We start from the raw sequence: 21,853 nt of genomic DNA, 5'->3' as shown, positions 1-21,853 counted from the left end.
CAAAAAAAAAGTCACTTTAAATCAAGAACCAACCCTAAATCATGACAACTTTCACCCTCAATTTTCTCAACAATTCCGACTCTCCAGGCAGTTTTTGCGTCTGCCAGCAAAACCCCAGCCTTTCAAACCCGAGCACTTTCCCCCTGGCCTGGCTTGTGAAATCTGGTAATCCACAAACCAAAGTACCCATTTCCTGGAATACTGATTTTTATTTTTTCTGGGCCAAAACCGGCGAACTTGCGCCAGGGGTAATCTTTAATGCCGGTGAAGCTTTTCTGACCAGTTTTACAGAAAATAATGCTGTAACACTCACGAAACGAGACGGTAATTACAAATTTATTGATCAAAGAAACTGGTATCAGCCCGGTGTCTTGAACGTTACCACAGACACCTCCACCGCTTTTAAACAGGCCAGCATAGGCATAGGTATGTCGGGTTCGGGCACAGTCGCCGTGCAAGCCCAGCCCAATATGAGTTTTTCGTTTTCCCCGCTTCCGCAAAACTGGGTAATTTTCGGAGACTTCCAGCAAGGTCAGGTATTGGACCCATCCAAAATAAACAATGCCGTGCAGATCCTTTTTCCGCATGGCATCTTTTCGATGAACGTTACACTTAATATGGATAATTCCTGGACCATAACGCAGGGAGCAGATTAAGAAAATATTTAAACGCATTCTTATGTCATTGAAAACCGGTAGATCAATCAGATCCCGGCACGGATAGTCAGCCTGTTTTTCTTAACGGTTAAAAGGAAACAGATCCGAAATTGGCGTAGGATTCTCTTAAAGGAAAGATCAACCGCAGAAGAAAATCAGGAATTTATGTGCGTAACTTTGAAAGTTGGTTTTATTTTTCGAACTTTTGGAAAATACAGTGACATATAACAAACTGGTTATGAAAGTTTTCACGATAGCGCAAGAACCATCTACTGAGGAAATTGCAAAGACGATCGAGCAACATTTTTCTTCTAAGTTTTCTTACAGTTTTTTTGGTGTAGGTAAAAACAGAAGTGTTGTTGTTCGAAAATCTGAGTTTGTCGGCGCGCAAATCTCCAAAAGTGGAAATCAAATAACCGTGCATGCCATGTCTCCCAACTTGCTGTTAAGCTTTTTAGACTCATTTTTTATGAATGTAATATACTTTGCCTTTCATTCACCGCTCAAAAAACTTGAAGCAGATTTGGTGACTTTTTTGAAGAGTAGGTATTCTTAGTTCATTTTCGAACTCCCTTGTATTCAGTCGGTATTTGGTTGACAATATATATTTTAGGCCATACCTCGCACCTGAGAAAACGTCCATTTTAAAGTATTTTATTACGGACATTTTGGGTACAGAAAAACAGGGGCCTCGTGCGTATGTTTGCAAAAAACGACTTAAAACATATCAATTATGGCACTTATCAATCCACACATTAACTTCAACGGAAATGCCGAAGAAGCATTCAATTTTTACAAATCAGTATTTGGCGGAGCGTTCACAACGATTGTACGTCTCAAAGATATATCAAGCCCTGAATATCCAGTGGCAGAAAATGATGCCAATAAGATCATGCACATTGCTTTGCCAATTGGCGGAAACATTTTGATGGCCAATGACGTTCCCGAAAGTATGGGACCAGTAAACGAAAATGAAAACAGGTCTAAGATATCCATTAGTGCCGAAAGTCGTGAAGAAGCCGACAAATTATTTAACGGACTTTCAGCAGGAGGAAATATTGAAGTACCTATTAGCGACAGTCCCTGGGGATCCTATTTTGGAATGTTTAGAGACAAATTCGGCATTGAATGGATGGTGGATTTTGACTCAAAATAAACGCAATAAAATATATTTTCAGCTACATTAACCTGACGCAGCAACAGTTTGGGCTGAGGCATCATGGAATAGCAGCTAGCCCTGAACGTTGGCGATCCGTCTAACAAAATCCTCGATCTTGTAAACAGATTGTCGAAAAAATACAAGAGACCAGTAATTCAACAGAAGACGCTTCAATATAGAAAAGAAATAAACCACAATGGACTTAACGAAAAAGAGATACTATGCTGCAAAATCCCAAACGTTTAATTTTTGATTAAGAAAAATCCCTTGTCATACCCACGCTTAACATGGTCAATCTCAATATCCTGCTCTCCCGGGACATACGAATCAAATTCAACCTTAATGTCATAATTGTTGAAATGTTCGAGCAGCTTTTTTTCATTAAAGAACCACGCCGGATACCTTGCCTCATAAATATCCGGGGGTACAACTTGTAAAGTCAGCCGGTCGGGTTGGTTATCTTTGATGAATGAAGTTCGGTCAATGATGATGTATTTAAAACCAAAACCCTGTATTTCATTTAGAAAATCGTGCGGTTTCTCCAGATATTGGACAACGCTTGATAAAATTAGCACATCCGCTTTGACGGAAGACATACTTTCAGCAATTGTAAAATGAAATTTCAAAATTTCATCCTCAAACAGTTCCTGTCCGCACTTAACATAATCCGTTTGCTCCACAACGCTCCATTGCAGCTTAACAGAAGAAGGAATAAGGTCTCTTACCTGATAATAGGTGCTCCCCAATGAGCCGCCAAAATCCAGTACATTCAGAGCACCTCCACATGCAACAGCACTATAAAGGAGTGCCGATATCATGGAATAAGGATACAACTTTTTGTCAAACAACACCGAGTCGCGCTCATAAACAGCCTCACCCGTTTTAACTTTCAACAGTGATGCTTTTGTGATGTCCAAAATTCCATTTGCTTCGTAGCCTCCCGACAGTGCAGTCAGTTCCGCCCAATTTTTATAGTCCCCAAACCAACCATACTTACTTTTTCCTCTCTTTTTTAGCTTGAATAACGGCATGTGCTTACATTAAAATATAGCGCAATTTAAAATTTTATTTTATCCTGAGGTATCGGAACGCTAAGTTTATACCCACGTCATAAGAATGTAAAGGTACGACGATTACTTTTCCAATTTCCATCAAAAAAAGATAAAACTGATCGTATTAATTGATATTTTTACTTGCGTAAAAACCCTCATAATTGTATTCTGATTCATGCAAAACTTTTGCACCCTGTTTAATTCTTTTTACCTCTCACGGGGACTGGCGATGTACAACTCGTTACTAAGTCAAAACACTGATTTTCACCTTTATATATTTGCCTTCGATGATGCATGTCATGCGGTCCTTCTGCGGATGAAGCTCTCTCATGCAACCATCATTTCCCTAAGTGAATTCGAAACTCCGGAACTGCTTTCGGTAAAGGACAGTCGCACTCAAGGTGAATATTGCTGGACCTGCACCTCTTCGACCATCTGGCATTGTATCCATACTTATTCCCTGGACCATTGTACCTATGTGGATGCAGATTTGTTATTCTTTTCGGATCCCAAAGTTTTGACGGACGAAATGGGAGAAAATGCTGTTCTGATCACCAAACACCGGTATAGCCCGGATTATGATCAGTCCGAATTAAGCGGCATATATTGTGTCCAGTTCGTAACCTTCAAAAATACCGAACTTGGGCTGATTGCGCTCGATTGGTGGAGAAAAGCCTGTTTAGCCTGGTGTTTTAACCGTTTTGAAGATGGAAAATTTGGCGACCAGAAGTATCTGGACGACTGGACAGCGCGGTTTGCGGGTGTACATGTTCTCGAACATCACGGGGGAGGCGTCGCGCCATGGAATTCAAAGGAATATACATACGAAAGCATCGCTGAAAAGATTTGGATTAAAAGTCAGCAATCACTAAAAGTTCCACTGATTTTCTATCATTTTCATGACTTTCGGTATTGTATCAACGACAGTTTCAGATTTACAGCAGAGCAATATCTGTTGAAAAAAGATGTCGTTCAGTTTGTTTATGAACTTTACGTAAGGGCCATTCAGGCTGCTGAGTCTCAAATTCAGGTGATTGAACCAACGGCAATTTTCCATGAAAATCCCTTACCGTTAACCTGGATAAAGATCAGCCTCTCACGAAAAATCCATTTCCGGCTAAGGGGTAAGTATAAGAATTACGCAAAAAGAAAGAAATTTCAACCATATATTAATTTACTTTGGCACGACTCATTAACCTAAAAACGTTCACAGATAGCCGTGGAAATCTGACCGTAATCGAACGCGTTATACCGTTTGACATTAAACGCATTTTTTACATTTATGGTGTTGACGACTCTGTCCGGGGCGGGCACAGACATAAAAAGACTATACAGGCAGCAATATGCCTAAAGGGAAGCTGTAAAATATATAATCACAACGATCGCGATGCACATGAATTTATTCTGGATTCTGCCGACCAGTGCCTTTTGCTTGATCCTGCGGACTGGCATCAAATGTATGACTTTACAGAAGACGCCATGCTAATGGTGCTGGCTTCCGAATTATTTGATGCCGATGACTATATTTATGAACCCTATCTAGGTGCGGCTTTACCCATGCTGTAATCCGATTTTGACTTACCCTTATTGCTATCGCTTGCATTGCCTATGGTTTCAAATTTACCCAAAATCACCATTGTGACACCTTCCTTTAATCAGGGAGCATATCTGGAAGACACGATTCTTTCAGTCCTTGGCCAGGGATACCCAAATCTGGAATACATCATTATTGATGGTGGAAGTATGGATAACTCCGTTAGCATCATCAAAAAGTATGAAAAGCAGCTTGCGTACTGGGTAAGTGAAAAAGATGACGGCCTTTATCATGGCCTTCAAAAAGGCTTCGCAAAGTCCACCGGAGAAATCATGGCCTGGATAAATTCGGATGATATGTACCATAAAAAGTCGCTGTTTATGGCAGCGAACCTTTTCGAAAAATTTGGAAACGTGCGCTGGATTATGGGTTCAAATACCTATTTTGATGAAAGTGGCCATCCTTTTGTTTATGATAACCAGCCATATGCCCAGTGTTGGTCAAGGTCGCGTTTGCTTTTATTTAATGGCCAGTTTATACAGCAGGAATCGGTATTCTGGCGGCGCAGCTTATGGGAGCAGGCAGGTGGTTACATCGCTCAGAATTATTCATTGGCCGCTGATTTTGAATTATGGCTTCGGTTTTTCAGGCATGATAAATTGTATACAACCTCGTTTATCCTGGGGGGATTTCGGTTTAGAGGGGAAAATCAAAAGAGCTTCAATCAGAGAAGCCGGTATTTAGAACAGGTTGTCTCATTGGTGGGCGAAGAGAAAAAAAAATACGGGAAAGACTTAAGCATGCGACTTTGCCGCATATTACTGATTCTGACAAAGCTAATTCCGAAAAAAAAATGGAGCGAACGCCTACAGGCAAGGATACTTGATCTGCCTCCCAAGATTATTTCTGACAGGCACAAGGGTGTGGTTTTCAGTGATAGTTGATATCAGCTACCCGAAAACAACCCTTTCAGTATTCTGAATTGAAACCGCAGATAAATAATGAGTCCAAAATACTGTAAAATCAGTCTGCTTTTTTGCTTTTCAAAAAAAAGATCCTTTTGAAGTGAAGAGACGCCGGTGTCGTTGAAGACGGCAATATCAAAGTCTCTGAACGCAAACCGGTAATCCTGATTCTTGTTACACCACATGTTCAGTACATGATCTGCTGATATTTTATAACTTGTATCATACTGATAAAGAGAGAAAATTTTCGCCGGATAGATGATCGCCTGATGGTTAATCCCAATCTTGGCCTGCTTGTAGGGTGAAAGTTTTCCTAAATATTTTCTCCCTGATTTTTGCACACTTCCGTAATAAATACTGCCCGGATCTTTTAATTCATTGGCGAAGTCTGAAAAGGCAGGTGTTAAAACATCATCTGCGCCAATGAAATAGACCCATTGACCTTGCACATGCCCCAACGCTTTGTTCATGGCATCATAAATTCCATCGTCTTTTTCACTTTTCCAATAGGTCAGTTTGCCCGAATTCGCCTGAAGAATAGCCGGTGTGTCGTCTGTGCTGGCGCCATCCATGACAATGATCTCAATGCCGGGATATTCCTGCATGTAGATACTATCAAGACATCTTTGCAAAAATTTTTCCGCATTACGGGTGACTAAAATAATAGAAATTAACTGGGGAGTACTCATTTCAATCAAAGACTAAGTGTATTTTCTGCGTGCTCAACCTGATTTACAACGTCAAAATACTGATCAAGCCCCTGACTGCAATAGACTGACTTGTGCCGTAGCGCATAGGTCAGATATTCTTCATTTTCAAGGCAGTCTCCCCTGTCGGCCTCCGGATGATGAATATGAAAAACGATCCCGCCGAACTTGATGGCCCGTTTCCTAAGACCCGCGTTGAACAAACGTACCGCGATTTCGTTATCTTCTCTGCCCCATCCCTGAAAACATTCGTTGTAACCATTGACATGTACAAGATCCTCCCGCCAAAACGCCATATTGCACCCGCGCAAAGCAAAAATATCCTGAGGTTTATAACGATCCGCCAAATATCTGCTAAGCCAGGTAATATGAAACCGGTTACATATATTGCTCACACCGGGTTCGAAAAGATGAATGCTGGCTTTCTGCAAACGAAGCAGTTTTTCGGATAACTGCCGATTCATCAATGCCCGGCTTCCGGCAACAAATGTACCCGGCTCACTTAATTCAAGGTGATCTTTGATAAAGTGTTTATGTAAAACTAAATCGCCATCAATTTGAATAATGTAAGAGAATGAGCTCATGGCAATGGCTTTATTGCGGATTTTAGAAAGCTGAAATCCGTCGTCCTTTTGCCAGATATGTACCAGGCGCACCGGAAACGTTGGCCGCATCGCCTCAATTACCTCAAAAGTTTGACTCGTTGAACCATCATCGGCAATAATGACTTCATCCGGTAACACCGACTGCTCTTTCACACTCAGCAGACAAAGCCGAAGCGCTTCCGGCCAATTATAGGTTGAAATTATAAGAGAGCTTTTAGTAAAGATTTTCATATCCATTAAGGCAGATTTTAGCTTTTGTTACCAACGTTTTTTCAATTATCCGGCTATGATGCGATTCATTTAATCTTGGTAATTCCTCATGGTGCAAATGATACTGTACCGCACTCAGTTTCACTATCTTTTTAATGATGTTGTTATTGATAAAACGAGCTGCCAGCTCCTCGTCTTCATGCCCCCATCCGTTCAGTTCGTTGTTGTAACCGTTGACCCGAAGAAAGTCAGCCTTCCAAAAGGCAAGATTGCTGCCGCGGACACTACGGCTGGCCATTTCTTTTCGCCGGCCAAGGGACCTGAACACAGGCAAACGCATCGCATTAAGCCGGTGGTAAACTCCTTGGGAATAAAAACCGATATCAGTACGACAGGTCCTCAGCAACTCCGCGGTTCTGGACGCAGTTATGCGTGCACGGCTCCCCCGAACAAACGTGTTGGGTTCGGCGGCTGCGATATGATCTTTTACAAAAAACGGGTGCAGCAAAACATCTCCATCCACCTGAATCAAATATTGCCCGACACTTTGCATAATGGCCTTATTGAGAATCCTGGTTTTTCTAAAACCCTCATCTTCATGCCAAACATGAATAATCGGAACAGGAAATTCCTTTTGAAATTCGTTGATTACCGCGCGCGTTCTGTCGTCTGATCCGTCATCAGCAATAATAACTTCGGTTGGCAGAATCTTCTGCCGGGCCACACTTAAAAGACAGCAGCGCAGTGCCTCGGCCCAGTTATAGGTAGCAATAATAAGAGATGTTGGCAGAACAGGATTCATGGATCGTTCAGATTGTTTTTCCTACAAAGTTCAGGCAATAGTCTTAACCTGGGATTACCCGGTATAGAGACTATTATTTTTTGCCGAAAGCCGGTAAGTATCTCAAAGACAGCACACAGATATACGTAAAACCTTAATCAAGCAATAATTTGATCGATTAACAGTTACAATAACGCATAAGGAGAAGTACAGTGCCCAGGATATTAACCAGAACTGATATCAGAACAACCGGTTACATAAGTCTATATACGTTTGTGTAGAAACCGGTTGCACCAGTAAGAAAAAACCAGAAGGCGAAATGTTGGCGGAGTACATAAGTTATGATCGTTAGGGATGATTGTCTTCTAAACATAGAGACAACGTAAATATCTAAAAAGTACCGGAATTACAGCAAAGAAAATCTAAATTTTTTGGGATTGTTACGCATGTCAGCAATTTGGGGATGCTATAAATTGGTAATCCATGGTAAAATCGTTTCCGCGAGTAGAAAAAGCGATGCGTTATGGGGAAGATAGATGCATACGAAGATAATGTTAGTTGTGTTAAGATTAGATATTTCTATAAAATCAACACAAAATCCTCTATGTTGCTTTAAACAGAACCTGCCCATCCTTTTGGATGTACCAGGCCGTGACAGGATTAAAATGATACCCCATATTTCCCCCACGGGCCGCCATAAGTTCTTTTAAAAAGGGCTGGGTATAACCGGTTTCGTCTACGGTACGGCTAAGGATTTCAGTCAATTGCCCGTTCCAGTTCCATAAATAACGGAATACCGTGTGCGCCTTGTCCATTACAGGCTCCTGTAATTCAGCCGGTTTCCAGGTTTTCCCTGCGTCGGTACTTACTTCCACGCGTACAACTTTTCCTCTGCCACTCCATGCTATGCCCCGAATTTCGATCCAGCCTCTTTCCACCTTTTGTGGATACGAGGGGTATGTGATGATCGAGCGCGCATCGATGGTGAAGCTGAACTGCCTGATTTTCCCGCCACCGATTGCTTCCGTATATTTTGAGGTTTCCTGTCTGGTCTGGAAAGGCTGGTCGGACAGCTCAATTCTTCTTAGCCATTTCACATTGATATTCCCCTCCCAGCCTGGCAGAAATAAGCGGACCGGATATCCCTGCTCCGGCCGGATCGCCTCGCCATTCTGCGCATAACAAACGATCGCATCTTCCCAGCCTTTTGCAACGGGAACACTTCTAGTCATAACCGCAGCATCCCCGCCTTCTGCCAGAAACCAGGTTGATTTGGGACTGACACCAACTTCGCGAAATAAAGTCGAAAGTTTTACGCCAGTCCATTCGCTTTGGCTGGTGAGGCCGCAAATTTGCTGCGGGGTAATTTTCCCGTCCGCTGCACTGCGATAGTTACCGGAACATTCCAGAAAAGCAATACGTGAAACCGAAGGAAAACGTTTTAAATCGGCGAGCGTGAAAACCATCGGCTTATCCACCATTCCATGGATAACCAGCTCATACTTGGCAGGATCGATCGCAGGCACTCCATTATGATTTCTCTCAAAATGAAGATCAGATGGCGTTATGGTTCCAAATAAATCTTGCAAGGGCGTTCTGGAAGATATATCCGAAGGTGCTTTAGCCGGTTTTTCAAACGGTGATCTTGTTCCCAGCGTCCCAGGCGGTACGCCCGGAACTTTGGTTGGATCTTCTAATAAATGTAGCTCAGATTTTGTCAGCGCAGCCTGAAAACTTTTTCCCGAAGCCGTCTGTGCCAGGACCACCGCAGCCGTTGCAGCGCCTGCAAGAAGTGTTCTTCGGCTTATTTTTTTCTCCGTTACAAGCGGTTTATCTCCCTTTCGATCAGGCATGAATTTTGTTCAGTTTTAAATACGATACTAACGAATTTCCGGACCATCCTGACGATCATCAGGGACAAAGAAATCACGCGCCGGCATAATCACTTTGGGAAGTGTTTGGGCATTGATAACCTCGTCCGGTTTGATCAAACCGTTCTCATGGAGCAAAAACGCTGTCAGGTTGTACACGTCCTGATCCGTCAGCGACCCCGGCTGGTTGAAAGGCATCGCCCGTTTGATATAGTCAAAAACGGTTGTGGCATAAGGCCAGTAATTTCCTATCGTTTTACTCCTTGCTTTTGTCTTCTGATCAGCAGGATTTTTTACCGTTACCAAAGCATCATTCGGGCCTTCAACGCCCGTTACACCGTGGCAACCAGAACATTTGGCTGCATAAACCAGCTTGCCGTCAGCAACTTTTCCCGAACCTGCGGGGAGACCTTTACCATCGGGCCGGACATCCGTATCCAGCAGTGCAATTTCTTCTAATGTAGCCGCTCTGCCGAATCCGAAAGTTCTAGGGTAATCAAGCGTATCAGCCTGACTACCGTTTTGAGCGGAAGTCAGAGTTTTATGTGCGGTTAACGATATCGAGAAAAGCAGGCAAAATGCGCCGATAAAAATTCCGGACTTAGTCATATTTTCCTGCATCGAGCGTACTTTTTGGCAAAACATAATTTTTACTGACCCGATCCAGCACGACGTAAAGAGAATCTCTATTCTGATCAATTCCCTTTAAAATCACACGAGATCCGTCCGTTGTCTGATAGCTCAAAATCATCCGGTTACGCTTTTCGTTTTTAGGTGCCTCAGCAAATTCGCGGTCACGGCGTGTAGATGCGGCACGAGAATCAATTTTGTTAACTTCGTCGCCAATGTTAACCCAGGCAGCTTTACTGATCCAGTTTGGATCTGGCTGGTCCTCAGGTCTGAGCTTGTTTTTCTTTGGTTTTGGTGCACCGCCTGAAAGATCGGTTGCATCGCGTGCACCAAGTTCCCGGCCGGATGCCGCCTTGAATTTATCCTGTAAATAAAGAACATGCGCAACGGGATCACCGTAATAATGAAAAACCCGCTGTCCGCCGCCCGTTCCTGTCAATTCAAAAGTTCTGCTGATGTCTTTCATCGGTGAACCTCCGCCATTGGAAAGGTCAAGTTTAGTCGGTTTGTTAACCTTAAAAGTCAGTGATGTCCATTTCTCAAAAGTAGCCCATTGCCATCTTACCGTATCCTGAGGTGAATAAGGAATTACCTTATTATTAACGCGGAATTCTGTCACATTGTAGTTGCCACGCAGCTCCTTTATACCTGCTGTTGAAGGTTGTTTATAAGGATCGTACAAGAAATTTACCAGTGATAGATAAAAAAACAGAAATAGAAATACACCAATTACGGCCGATTTGACGCCAATTCGGGCATATTTTTGCCAGACCTTTGTAAACGTCGGATAGTAGTTGACAGGTACCGTAAAACGTTCGAGAATGAAAAGATTGTAAAGACGCGGAATGTCCTGCACCATTAGAAAAGCAGACAAGATCACAAAATAAGAACTGTAAACATGCACGCCGCCATCATAGGCAAAATTCACATAAACGATATCGCCCAAGGCTCCGAAAAGAAGTACTGCGCCAAGAAATGTTGTCTTCCTGAAAAACAAAAGTACACCGCCGGCAATCTCAACTACGCCGGCAAAAACCTGATACCACGGAACAATTCCAACGGACAGCCAATAAATTTTTTGTAAAGTAAAATCGCCAAAATCCGTGTTCAAAAGTCCAAGCGAAGGATATGGCATTTGCGTTGGCAGCAGCTTGGTAAATCCAAAACCAATGATTCCAATGCCGGCACGGTAACGCACAATGGTGCGCAGCCAGTAATTCAGTTGGATATAATGCTGAGGATCTTTTTTGAGAATTTTAACCACCAAAGTCCAGAGCGCTCCGACAACCACAGCAAAAATCAGCGTGATCACGTAGGTCGCATATCCGTTCATACTGCTTCCGAAAAGCGTGCGGCCGAAGATTTCCAATCCCGAACCAAATCTGGCTACATCATAAGGATCGCGGTAGTGAAGATTCGTCCAATCGATAGAAAACACAACCTTATACCACTCCGGATTCCAGGGAAGGGAAATGCTGACAAAAAAGATGAAGGCGATACGAAACAGGTTTTTTTGCCATTCGGGCCATTGTTTGTCTGTCTGGTTCGCCTTGATTGCGTCGGTTAAAACAGTCCGTCCACGATTGGACTCTTCTGTGATTTCTGCCGAATTACTCGTTGTGATTGACATAATGAATATTATTTATCGCTTATTTTCGAACAGTTTCATTTCAAAGTTTCGGACTTCTTCTTCTTCCCAGCTTCTTGACTTCCGTCTGTAAATACTTTTTGTTGATTTTTTCAAGTCTCACAAAAACAGAATCCGTGTCGCTGTTAATCCCTGAAAGAACGATCGTTGCCGAATCCGGGCGTGTGTAATGCAGTTGAAATTTGTCCGCAGCGTCATTTTTATTTCTGTTTTCAAGCTTCAAAACCTGCTGCGCTTCGTCGATCTTGTAACTGTAATAATGTCTTCCGGCAGATCCTAAAAATTCATATACCCTATCCCGGTCATTTTCTTTAATCTCTTCGATGTTGGTTGAATCAATGATGACCGGCTTATTTGAACGGATACTTAGCGTAGCCCAATTTTCAAACACCACATCTTTCCAGCGTACCGGATCGGTCGGGGAATAAAGCAAGACCTTGTTATTGATCTTGAATTCGGCCACGTTGTAAACACCCGCAGCTTTTAGCAGACCCGGCGCCTTGGGATATTGGTAAGGATCGTTCAGATATCCGTTTCTGGTTTTAAAACCAAACAGGATGACAAAAAAGAAGATGAAAAACAATTTTAAGCCAACACGTCCGTATTGCTGCCATTTCACGGCATAGGTAGGATGAAAACGATTTGGTATCGTCGGTCTTTCCAGACCGAGCAAGCTGTAAAATCTCGGCGCATCAAAAGCGAATAAAAACAGCGCAAGAAGAATCAGATAAAAACTGTAAACTGCTTCTCCACCGCCATAAGCAAGGTTAGACACAAAAACATTTCCAGTAAACGGGATAATGATCAGCGTTCCGATGGAGGTTGTTTTTCTGTTTAAAAGAAAAAGTCCGCCAAGAATTTCCACCAAACCGAGGAACGATTGATATCCGGGTACGACACCCAAAGTCAGCGCAAATATCTTCCAGTCAGAAAAATCGCCGTATTGCGTATTGAGATTACTGATGGACGGAAGCGGCGATTGTAGTGGAAAAAATTTGATCAGACCATACGCGATCAAACCCAGCGCGAGCCGGTAACGAACGATGACCCGGATCCAGTAATACAGCGCATGATACTCCTTTTTATCTTTGTCAACTGCGCCCCAGAGCAAGCCGCCGATTACTGCCAAAACCAGTAAACCGATTAAATTAAGAAAAGAATTCTCAGCAAAAAACTGAGGCGAATAATGAGCCAGGTTAAAGAAATCACGGTAATGAAGATCGAGCCAATTGATTGAAAATACGGCGTTGTAATACTTCCAATCCAGCGGAAAGGCGAGCAAAAAGAAGTAGATAAACGATATCCGGAATGTGGTTTTTTCAGCATTATTCCAATGCGGCTGGGCATTCAAGTCCGCTTCATCCGCTGTATGCGAACCATTTGACAAATTTAGCGTTGCCATAGATTAAGGGTTTAAGGATTAATATCCTGGATTTTGTTCCAAAGCTTTGTCAGTCTGAAGCTGCACCGAAGGAATTGGCATCAGGTACCGGTTCGGATCAGTAATGCTCAGCACAGTTGCTGCACGGCCGGTCCGAACCAAATCAAACCAGCGGTGCGGTTCCAGCGCAAACTCAATTTTCCGCTCGTTTTCAACAGCCAGCAGGAGGTCATCCTTCGAAACGGCGTCGGTTGCAGCCAGACCAGCTCTTGCACGGATTGCGTTTACATCCGTCGCCGCATCGGTCAGTTTTGTCTGCTGCGCACGTGCCTCCGCCCGGATCAGATACAGCTCGGCAATGCGGATTACGTAAGAAGGATCCGAACCGGGAGAACGGTAATAAAGATTGCCATACCAGCGCGCCTGATTATCCTTCGCAACGAGCGTACTTCTGTTTCCTCCCTTCAATGGATCGTTAACCAGGGCAACAAAAGCATCGTTAGGTGCCCACTGACGTGTTCCTCCATTCGTCTGCGGCTGCCATTGTCCGCGGTGATCGTTGATTTCAGAAGTTCCGTTATAGAAAATCTCAAAAACAGATTCCTGTGTTCCCCGGACATTGTTTGCGAAAAAAGCGCTGTATGGCTTCAGTAAATTATAATTTGCAGCATCGGCTAACACTTTGGTTGCATACTCCTCTGCTTTCGCCCAGTCTTTCTGGTACAAGTAATAACGGGATTTTAATGCCCAAACCGTCTTGCGGGTCGCATGATACCGGTTCACGGTTTCCGCTAAAAGCGGCTCGGCAGCATCCAGATCTTTCAACACCTGCGCATACGTTTCGGCCTGAGTGCCGCGTTTGATGCCGGAGTTTTCAGAGGGCGTCGAAGTCGGCTGTGTGATCAGCGGAACGCCACCCCAGGTCCTGGCAAGATCGAAATAAGCCAGCGCGCGGATGAAATAAGCCTCGCCAACGATTGGATTTTTCAATGCGTCGGTTAACGTAGGATCAGACACGGCAGGGACTTTTGAAATAACCTGATTAGCTCTGTTAATGGTTGCATAAATAGCGATCCATGCGTTACTGATCGTCGCATTTTCTGCGCTTACCTTATGATTAATAAACTCCTGAACCTGCGACTGAGAGCCCGTCCACTGAATGTTATCACCGGATAAATACCCTATTGACTGGAAAGATGTTCCGTAATAATTTGAATTTGCCACGGCATTGTAAATACCACGCAGCGCCGTTTCCGCAGACGCTTTATCGAATATGGTTTGCTCGTCAGAGATTGAAGCTTTCGGCTCTACATCCAGAAAAGAATCGCAGGATGTTAGCGTCGAAAAACTTAGTGACCATGCAAGTAAATAATGAACTCGTTTCATATTTCTCATCTTAGTTTTGAGAATTTTATTTTATTTCTGCTTCGCTGATTACAGCGTGATATTTAAACCAACCTGAATAGAACGTGGCTGTGGAGGCGTTCCCAAATCAATTCCCTGCTGATTGGCAGCACTGCTGGCACTGGACTCAGGATCAAGACCCGTATACTTAGTGAAAGTCAACAGGTTAGCACCCTGCAAAAACAGGCGAAGTGTTTCTATTCTTAATTTGCTGGTAAATACTTTGGGAATCGTGTATCCCACATTCAGCGAACGCAGGCGAAGAAACGAACCGTCTTCAAGCCAGCGACTGCCGCCATCACGGTAGTTATTTACGTTCACACCGTCGGGTCTTGGTACGTCAGTCACGTCGCCTGGTTTTTGCCATCTGTCATTATTGCTCGCTAAAATCACCCTTGCCGCATCCCGTGCACCACCGCCTTCTCCGAAGAATTTGTTATGGTTATAAATTTTGTTTCCATACTGATATGCGAAGAAAACGCCAACGTCAATCCCTTTGTACGTGAAATTATTGGTAATACCGCCAAAGAATTTAGGCCAGATACTTCCATTCACCCGACGGTCATCGACAGTAATTTTTCCGTCTTTGTTAACGTCTTCATATACGGTATTTCCTGTTTGAGAATCAACATAAAGCTGTTTGTAAACCCAGAAAGAGTATAGCGGCGAGCCTTGCTGCTGCAAGATCAAATCGCGGCTTCCGTAGCGAAGGGGATTGTCCAGTTTTTCAATCTTGTTAGCATTTCTGGCTACGTTGAAATTGGTTGTCCAGGTAAAATCAGATTTTCTGATATTGGCTGTTTGGATACTAAATTCAAATCCTTTATTGCTGATTTCAGCCGCATTGCTCCAATAGGTATTAAATCCACTTGTTCCAGGCAAAGCCACTGTCAGGAGCCCGTCGGAAGTGTATTTCCTGTAAGCGTTCAGTTCAACGGTAATTCTCTGATCGAATAAGCCGAGGTCAAGACCCACATTAAACTGACTTGTTTTTTCCCACTTCAAATTTGGATTTGATAATTGCTGCGGTGCAATGCCTGGCAAGCCTTCATACGAAGAACCACCCGCCCAAAGTCCGCGAGCTGCGAAATCCCCGATCCCGTTCTGGTTACCGGTGATACCATAACTGGTACGCAGTTTAAGGTCACTGATCACACGGGTATCTTTAAGGAATCCTTCCTGTTTGATACGCCACGCAGCACCCATAGCCGGAAAATAGCCCCATTTATTGTCCTGCCCAAAACGTGAGGAAGCATCCGCACGAACGCTGAAATCCACTAAATATTTACCGCCGTGATTATAATCCGCTCTGGCAAAAAAGGATGCAAGTGTATTTTTACTCCAATTCTGAGAACTTGTCGTTGTGGCGGCGGAAGATATTTGTGTGAACGAATTGTTAGCGAATCCACGCCCTTCTGCGGCTGTGCGGGAGGAAACCGAGCTTTGTAAAGTATTCCCTACAAGAATTCCAAAAGAACTTTTCGCAGCAAGATTTTTACGGTAAGAAAGTGTTTGCTCATTAATCCAGGTCGTATACTGACCGATACTCGATGTTGCAAGACCGGCAGGGCTACCTGTGATCAGGTATGTATTCCAATATTCCGATTCGTCGTAATTATTGTAGTCAATACCGACGCTGGATCTGAATTTAAGGTTCGGAAGCAAATTCGCTTCTACGTACAGGTTTCCGATGTAGCGAAGACTTGTTGAGTTTACATCGTAGTACTTTAAAAGAAGCGTGGTATTGTCAAAACCTGCACGGCCAACCAGCTCCCCCTTTTCATTTGTCGGAGCAAGATAGGTCGGCGTGTGAAGTGCCGCCTGAAGAAGCCCGCCCGCAGGCCCGTCCCCCGCTCTTGCCTGATTCCGGTAGGTACGTGAAAAAGTATTACTTACGCCAACCGTGACGGCATCATTTACTTTCTGATCCAGGTTTACCTTAAAACTGGCTCTTTGAAAAGTGATCGGTTTCAGGATTGATTCCTGGTTATTAAAACCTCCTCCGATATAATACTTCGTCGTTTTCGTGCCGCCGCTGAGAGACAGATCATAATTTTGAAGATGTGCCGTTTGAAAAACCTCGCTCAAACGATCATACGTTTGCTGTTCTTCCGGCAACCCGCGACCACCTTCCGAAACAGCCCGGAAGGGACGGTTTGCTTCAGTTCTGTTGAGTGACGGTGTATCTTTTCCCGTATTAATCCACCATTCGTTCACCAACTGCGCATGTTCGGGACCGGTAGTCAGGTCCCAGAGTTTAGCAGCTTTTGCCCATCCTTGTGAGGTACTAAAATTGATTTTCGGCTTCTGATCAAAATTACCGCGTTTGGTTGTCACGATGATCACACCATTTGCCCCTCGCGAGCCATAAAGAGCGGTTGCTTCTGCATCTTTTAATACTTCAATACTTTCAATATCGGACGGGTTAATATCAGCAATTGGAGAGGTCGCCTTTCCACCGGTACTGAATGTCTGGTTACTCGTGCTATTGATAAAAACGCCGTCCAGAACGTACAGAGGATCATTACTTGCGTTGATAGAAGTTGCCCCGCGAACGCGGATGTTGATCGCTTCGCCTGGAACACCCGTACTGCTTGATATCTGCACCCCCGAAACTTTTCCCTGCAACTGCGCGTCGAAGCTTCCACTAGGAATTCCTTTGGTTTCGGCAGGATCAATTTTACTGATTGAACCGATCACATTTTTACGCTCCTGCGTACCGTACCCCACGACCACAACCTCGCTTAACAACTTATAATCAGACGCCAATGCAACGTTAACCGTGCTTCTGTTTCCGGAATTTACCTGAAGTGTTTTGTATCCAATGAAAGAGAATGTCAGCACTTCATTGGGTTTCGTCAGGGTTAGCTTAAAATTACCTTCTGTATCTGAAACTGCTCCCTGGCTCGTGTTATGGATGCGGATACTTACACCCGGCAACGGTTCCTTGTTTTCATCGGTTACTTTTCCACTAACCACCAGTGAGCCAGCGCTGGCCGACTGGGCAAAAACCTGATTTTGTGCAACAAAAAACAGCAACACCATAGCAAAGGCTGCTATGATCCTGTTAAAAACAAGCTCTTCCCGCAAATGAGACCTTGACTCATTAGTAATAAAATACATACATTTGATTGATTTAATTTAGACGATTGAATCCCCTCCGCTCTGCCGGATTCGATGTTCGAGATCGAATTGTTTGGCAGGGCGGTTCTTTTTTACGCAACTTTTTTTTAAATTTTTATCCAGGCACTTTAAATTGATTTGATCTATAAATTATATAGAGATAATGAAAACACCAACAGGCTCTCCGCTTGAAACTGGCACGATCTTAATAGCAAAGTGAAGTTTACCACAATATACTCTACTAATTCAATAGACAAAGTAATGTTATTAATATTTAATCTTCAAACATTTTCTGTTTTTTTAGAAATTAGTTTAAGAATGAAAACATATAACCCTAATTTACAATCTGTTAATAAGTTTAAATTGATAACTTATTAGCCAAAGGAAGAACCTGCAAATTTTCAATTTTCAGAAATTTACAGATTCACCGTGAAATACATGGATGGATTTTATGCCACCGATCCAGAAAGTTAAAGCGGATACAAAGCCTTATCTCCAAATTTGATCACCTCGCTTAGTTGCGCTGCATATTGTTTTGTTTTCTCAGCATCACCTTTCTTCTTGTACACTTTATAAAGCCCCCACAGCGCGTTGGCACTGTTCGGGCGCTTCTTGCCCAGGGCTTCATAAGCCTGGATCGCCTGATCATATTTATCGGCTTTCAGGTACACTTCTCCCAGACTGATAAGCACCGGACGTGCGTACGATGGCGGTTCGCTGTAACCCAGGTCGTGCTCTTTTTTCTGAGCAACCGTCAAAATCTTAATCGCTTCATCGTCTTCGTTTTCCAGACTTTTGATCAGGCCCTGTAATTCCAGCGATGCCACATTCAGGTCCCCAAGCCTTCTGGCCGCAATCACATCACCTGTTTTTGACTGGGTGCTGTTTCGGTATAAATGGGCATCCAAAGCATCTGAATATTTTTTTGCTTCGTCTACTTTCCCTCGTTTTACAGCGTCCATTCCCAGCGCAAAAAGATACAGTCCGTCTTTGTAAGCGATAGCCTTTCCGGTAAAAATACTGTCCTTGTCATTGATCAATTTCAGCCGGTCTGCTGCTTTTTTATAATAGCCAAAACAAAGCCCCATTTTTGCCGACGCCACAATGCCCTGATAGAAAAAGCGTCCTTCATATTTGGCTTTCCTTTCTCTGGTCACAGGCATGTGCTGCAATTTTTCCGCATAATACAAATTCATTTTATAATGTCCGTCTTCGGCGCAGTTGGAAAGCAGGTAGTTGATGTTGTGAATGTAATTCCAGGTATCCACTTCGGGGATTCCCTGTTTTTTCATATAAATCGAATCCACCGAAATAGCCGCAACGAAGGCTTCGTGTGCTTTCTGATACTGACCCAGCTTGAAATAAACATGGCCCGGCATATGCACCATATGTGCAGCGCCCGGCGTCAGCTGGTTCATCTTTTCAGCACTTTTGACCGCTTCATCCGGGCAGCAGTTTTCCATTAAATGGATCCAGTAATGGTGTGCACCCGCATGATCCGGCTCTGATTTTAAAACATCCCGCAGCAGATATTCACTGTAAATCTGACCTTCACGCGGGTTGAGTTCCACATCATATCCGGTCATTTTGCTAAGTGCTAAAAACAATTTGGCATCGATATCATCCGGATATTTGTGCACGAGTATTTCCAGTTTTTTCTGGTATTCCTTCTGGCTGTTTTCACCTGGGGAATCCCGGAGCAGGATGGCTTCGGCATAAAGCTGCTCATGCTCAGATGCTTTACCTTTCAATGCTTTAAGTTTTTTTACCGCCAGCTTTTTATCCTGATCAAAGTCGGTCCCTTCCGTTGCACCAATGGCGCTGTAAAGTCCCCAGTACGGCATAATCGCCGAAGAATCCTGACGGATCGCTTCTTTGAAAGAACGGTAGGCTTCAAAGTCCCAAAAGTCGTGCAGAAGTGCCACCCCCTGATTAAAATATTTCTGGGTAAGTTCTGATTGGGTAGTAATTTTTAAATGGGAAGTTCCGACCCCTTCCAGAAACTGAGCAGGCGGAAGATTGTGAACATAAGCTGTTTCCTTGCGGTAAGCCTGGATATGCTCAAGGTGATTATGGGCAAATTCATTTTCGTCCACATGACTGGCATGGTCGTGTCCGCTGCTCTGGGTCGTCCCCTGCCGGTCACGCTGGGCCAGTGCATTTATGGAAATAAGACAACACAATAAAAAAGGAAATTTCATATTTTAATTTTCATAAAAACCGATAATCAATGCTTGGAAACCGAAGCGGCGCCCTGGCTTTCCGAACCCGTTTCAACCTGTTTTCCCTCCTGTTTCCATCCCAGTATGCCACCTTCCAGGTTCACTACATTTTTAAATCCCTGTTCAGACAAAAAAGTGGCCGCGTCGCTGCTGCGCTTACCGCTCCGGCAATAGACATATACCGGCTTGTCCCTATCAAGATGTCTGGTGTGTTCCTCAAACGAAGCCTTGTCCTCCCAGTTCGTAAGCGTCGAACCTTTGATATGCCCCTCCTCGTATTCTGCCGGACGGCGTACATCCAAAAGCTGGACTCCTTTGTGCCCGATTTTCTTGTCAAATTCATCCGCTTTCACATTGGATTTATTTTGCGCCAAAACGCTCAGTGACAACGCGCATAGAAGCGCGATACTTAAAAGTACTCTTTTCATGGTTTTAAAATTTAGATTGAACTGTTTTTTTATGATCTTTTCTGCTTTTCGTTAAAGCATAATTTCTATTGACCCTGTCGAGCACGACATAAATGGAGTCTTTCCTGTCGTCAATTCCAGAAAGGATAATCCGGTCTTTGGACGGCCGCTGAAAGTGCCAGGCAAGTGGCGGAATACTGTCCGGTTTCGCTCCCGTTTTTTTATCCGTCTTTTTTATCTTCGTTCCGGCTTCATCCTCACTTTTTGCAATGTTCTTATCTTTCAGATACAGCAAACCATTTTTAGTGTCTGCGTCATAATAAAAGAATCTTCGCCCTCCGCCGATTCCGGCCAGTTCATAACTCCGGTCAACGTCTTTTGTCTGTGGAGTTCCGTTCGCAAGCGAAATGCTGACCGGTCGGTTAACCTGATAAATAAGTGTTGAGAATTTTTCGAAGATCACATTTTGCCAGCGAACCGTGTCAAGCGGGGAATAAGGAAGAATTTTGTTGTTGATTTTAAATTCAGTGACATCATAAAAACCTGCGGCTCCCGCCAAACCCGGCATTTTCGGCTCTTTTAGCCTGCCCTGATTGTAATGCATATCATAACGGATCCAACCGTAGACAAAGACAAAACCAATCACAATTGCATATTTCAAAGTCCGCAGGCTGTTTGAAAGCCACCTGGAATGATAAACCGGTACGTATTCTACGGGGTCAACATTCTGTTCATTAATTAACAATTTCCACACGTACGGTACTTCGTGTGCGAGTACAAAGGCCGAAAGCAAAGAAAAATAGGCACTGTATACATGGACACCTCCGTCGTAGGCATGGTTTGCATGGGCTATGTTATACAATACGCCGAGATTAATGATCGCTCCCAAAACTGAAGTGGCTCTGAAAAACATAAGCGCCCCTGCAAAAACTTCGATGAAACCGAGAAATATTTCGTACCAAATGACAACCCCGACCGACTGCCAGTATATTTTGTAGGCTGTATATTCCCCAATTGTTGCTTCCAGGTTACTGATTGAAGGAAACGGCATTTGCATAGGAAACAACTTCAAAAATCCGAACGCGATGATGCCGATACCGATCCGGTAACGGGCCAGCGTCCTGATCCAGTAATACAATTCGTTGTATTCTTTTCTTTCTCTTTTTCTAACGGCGAACGTCCAAACGGTGGCACCCGCCAGGGCAATCAACAGCGCTGCCCCCCAATTCGCGTAACTTGCCAGTCCCCAGCGGCCACTTTCACCTGGGATTTTAACAAGATCGACACGGTACCCGGTTAATGTTGAAAAAAATTCAAATAACGTTTTTACATTGAAAAGCCTGGTGTACCATTCCACCGTCAGCGGAACAATTAGGGAACAAGCCAAATTCTTGGGGGGAATTGAATCGGGACTTCATGCGTAGAGTTTGGATAGTCTGAAAAGGAAGAATGAAATATCCCTGACACCCCGTGAGGTGGAACGGAACGCTTTTATCTT

General features: G+C 43.8%; 19 protein-coding genes. 6 read left to right on the top strand and 13 right to left on the bottom strand.

The window, feature by feature from the left end:
* Positions 1 to 41: 41 nt before the first annotated feature.
* From RB622_RS22005 to RB622_RS21995, 3 genes are all read left to right on the top strand, one after another.
* Positions 42 to 656: a hypothetical protein gene (locus RB622_RS22005; protein ID WP_308048835.1), complete on the top strand. Its 615-nt coding sequence runs from the start codon at positions 42 to 44 to the stop codon at positions 654 to 656.
* A gap of 238 nt (positions 657 to 894) precedes the next feature.
* Positions 895 to 1,212, top strand: coding sequence for a hypothetical protein (locus RB622_RS22000; protein ID WP_308048834.1), 318 nt, complete (start codon positions 895 to 897; stop codon positions 1,210 to 1,212).
* A gap of 177 nt (positions 1,213 to 1,389) precedes the next feature.
* Positions 1,390 to 1,812, top strand: a complete 423-nt coding sequence (locus RB622_RS21995; protein ID WP_308048833.1) for a VOC family protein — start codon at positions 1,390 to 1,392, stop codon at positions 1,810 to 1,812.
* A 245-nt stretch (positions 1,813 to 2,057) separates the two neighbouring features.
* Here RB622_RS21995 and RB622_RS21990 read toward each other — a convergent pair whose 3' ends face one another.
* Positions 2,058 to 2,846: a methyltransferase, TIGR04325 family gene (locus RB622_RS21990; protein WP_308048832.1), complete on the bottom strand. Its 789-nt coding sequence runs from the start codon at positions 2,844 to 2,846 to the stop codon at positions 2,058 to 2,060.
* Positions 2,847 to 3,042: 196 nt separating this feature from the next.
* Between RB622_RS21990 and RB622_RS21985 the strand changes: the two genes are divergently transcribed.
* The 3 genes from RB622_RS21985 to RB622_RS21975 are packed head-to-tail and all read left to right on the top strand — an operon-like array spanning position 3,043 to position 5,345.
* Complete coding sequence (locus RB622_RS21985; protein ID WP_308048831.1) at positions 3,043 to 4,068, top strand: glycosyl transferase; 1,026 nt, start codon at positions 3,043 to 3,045, stop codon at positions 4,066 to 4,068.
* The gene (locus RB622_RS21980) at positions 4,047 to 4,433 is read left to right on the top strand and encodes an FdtA/QdtA family cupin domain-containing protein (protein WP_308048830.1); all 387 of its coding nucleotides are present in this window, start codon (positions 4,047 to 4,049) and stop codon (positions 4,431 to 4,433) included. The genes RB622_RS21985 and RB622_RS21980 overlap by 22 nt, the downstream gene beginning before the upstream one ends.
* A gap of 42 nt (positions 4,434 to 4,475) precedes the next feature.
* Complete coding sequence (locus RB622_RS21975) at positions 4,476 to 5,345, top strand: glycosyltransferase family 2 protein (protein WP_308048829.1); 870 nt, start codon at positions 4,476 to 4,478, stop codon at positions 5,343 to 5,345.
* Between the two features lie 2 nt (positions 5,346 to 5,347).
* Here RB622_RS21975 and RB622_RS21970 read toward each other — a convergent pair whose 3' ends face one another.
* The 12 genes from RB622_RS21970 to RB622_RS21915 all read right to left on the bottom strand — a co-directional run bounded on the left by RB622_RS21970 (position 5,348) and on the right by RB622_RS21915 (position 21,742).
* The gene (locus RB622_RS21970) at positions 5,348 to 6,055 is read right to left on the bottom strand and encodes a glycosyltransferase (RefSeq protein ID WP_308048828.1); all 708 of its coding nucleotides are present in this window, start codon (positions 6,053 to 6,055) and stop codon (positions 5,348 to 5,350) included.
* 5 nt (positions 6,056 to 6,060) lie between these two features.
* The gene (locus RB622_RS21965) at positions 6,061 to 6,909 is read right to left on the bottom strand and encodes a glycosyltransferase family 2 protein (RefSeq protein ID WP_308048827.1); all 849 of its coding nucleotides are present in this window, start codon (positions 6,907 to 6,909) and stop codon (positions 6,061 to 6,063) included.
* Positions 6,893 to 7,690 carry a glycosyltransferase family 2 protein gene (locus RB622_RS21960; RefSeq protein ID WP_308048826.1) on the bottom strand — a complete coding sequence of 266 codons (798 nt, stop codon included), beginning with the start codon at positions 7,688 to 7,690 and terminating at the stop codon, positions 6,893 to 6,895. Before RB622_RS21960 ends, RB622_RS21965 begins: the two co-directional genes overlap by 17 nt.
* A 581-nt stretch (positions 7,691 to 8,271) precedes the next feature.
* The gene (gene soxC / locus RB622_RS21955) at positions 8,272 to 9,522 is read right to left on the bottom strand and encodes a sulfite dehydrogenase (protein WP_308048825.1); all 1,251 of its coding nucleotides are present in this window, start codon (positions 9,520 to 9,522) and stop codon (positions 8,272 to 8,274) included.
* Between the two features lie 27 nt (positions 9,523 to 9,549).
* Complete coding sequence (locus RB622_RS21950) at positions 9,550 to 10,149, bottom strand: cytochrome c (protein ID WP_308048823.1); 600 nt, start codon at positions 10,147 to 10,149, stop codon at positions 9,550 to 9,552.
* A complete protein-coding gene (locus RB622_RS21945) occupies positions 10,142 to 11,800 on the bottom strand; it encodes a hypothetical protein (RefSeq protein WP_308048822.1) in 1,659 nt (552 codons plus the stop codon). The genes RB622_RS21950 and RB622_RS21945 overlap by 8 nt, the downstream gene beginning before the upstream one ends.
* A gap of 40 nt (positions 11,801 to 11,840) precedes the next feature.
* Positions 11,841 to 13,220 carry a DoxX family protein gene (locus RB622_RS21940; RefSeq protein WP_308048821.1) on the bottom strand — a complete coding sequence of 460 codons (1,380 nt, stop codon included), beginning with the start codon at positions 13,218 to 13,220 and terminating at the stop codon, positions 11,841 to 11,843.
* 18 nt (positions 13,221 to 13,238) lie between these two features.
* Positions 13,239 to 14,585 (bottom strand): RagB/SusD family nutrient uptake outer membrane protein, encoded by a 1,347-nt coding sequence (locus RB622_RS21935; protein ID WP_308048820.1) that lies wholly within the window; start codon positions 14,583 to 14,585, stop codon positions 13,239 to 13,241.
* A gap of 48 nt (positions 14,586 to 14,633) precedes the next feature.
* A complete protein-coding gene (locus RB622_RS21930) occupies positions 14,634 to 17,648 on the bottom strand; it encodes a TonB-dependent receptor (RefSeq protein WP_308048886.1) in 3,015 nt (1,004 codons plus the stop codon).
* 548 nt (positions 17,649 to 18,196) lie between these two features.
* Complete coding sequence (locus RB622_RS21925; protein WP_308048819.1) at positions 18,197 to 19,927, bottom strand: tetratricopeptide repeat protein; 1,731 nt, start codon at positions 19,925 to 19,927, stop codon at positions 18,197 to 18,199.
* Positions 19,928 to 19,953: 26 nt separating this feature from the next.
* Positions 19,954 to 20,376, bottom strand: coding sequence for a rhodanese-like domain-containing protein (locus tag RB622_RS21920; protein WP_308048818.1), 423 nt, complete (start codon positions 20,374 to 20,376; stop codon positions 19,954 to 19,956).
* Between the two features lie 4 nt (positions 20,377 to 20,380).
* A complete protein-coding gene (locus RB622_RS21915) occupies positions 20,381 to 21,742 on the bottom strand; it encodes a hypothetical protein (RefSeq protein ID WP_308048817.1) in 1,362 nt (453 codons plus the stop codon).
* Positions 21,743 to 21,853: the final 111 nt, after the last annotated feature.

Origin of the sequence: Dyadobacter sp. LHD-138 (assembly GCF_030929615.1) — a bacterium.
Classification (GTDB): domain Bacteria; phylum Bacteroidota; class Bacteroidia; order Cytophagales; family Spirosomataceae; genus Dyadobacter.
This window is presented reverse-complemented; position numbering and strand designations above follow the sequence as displayed.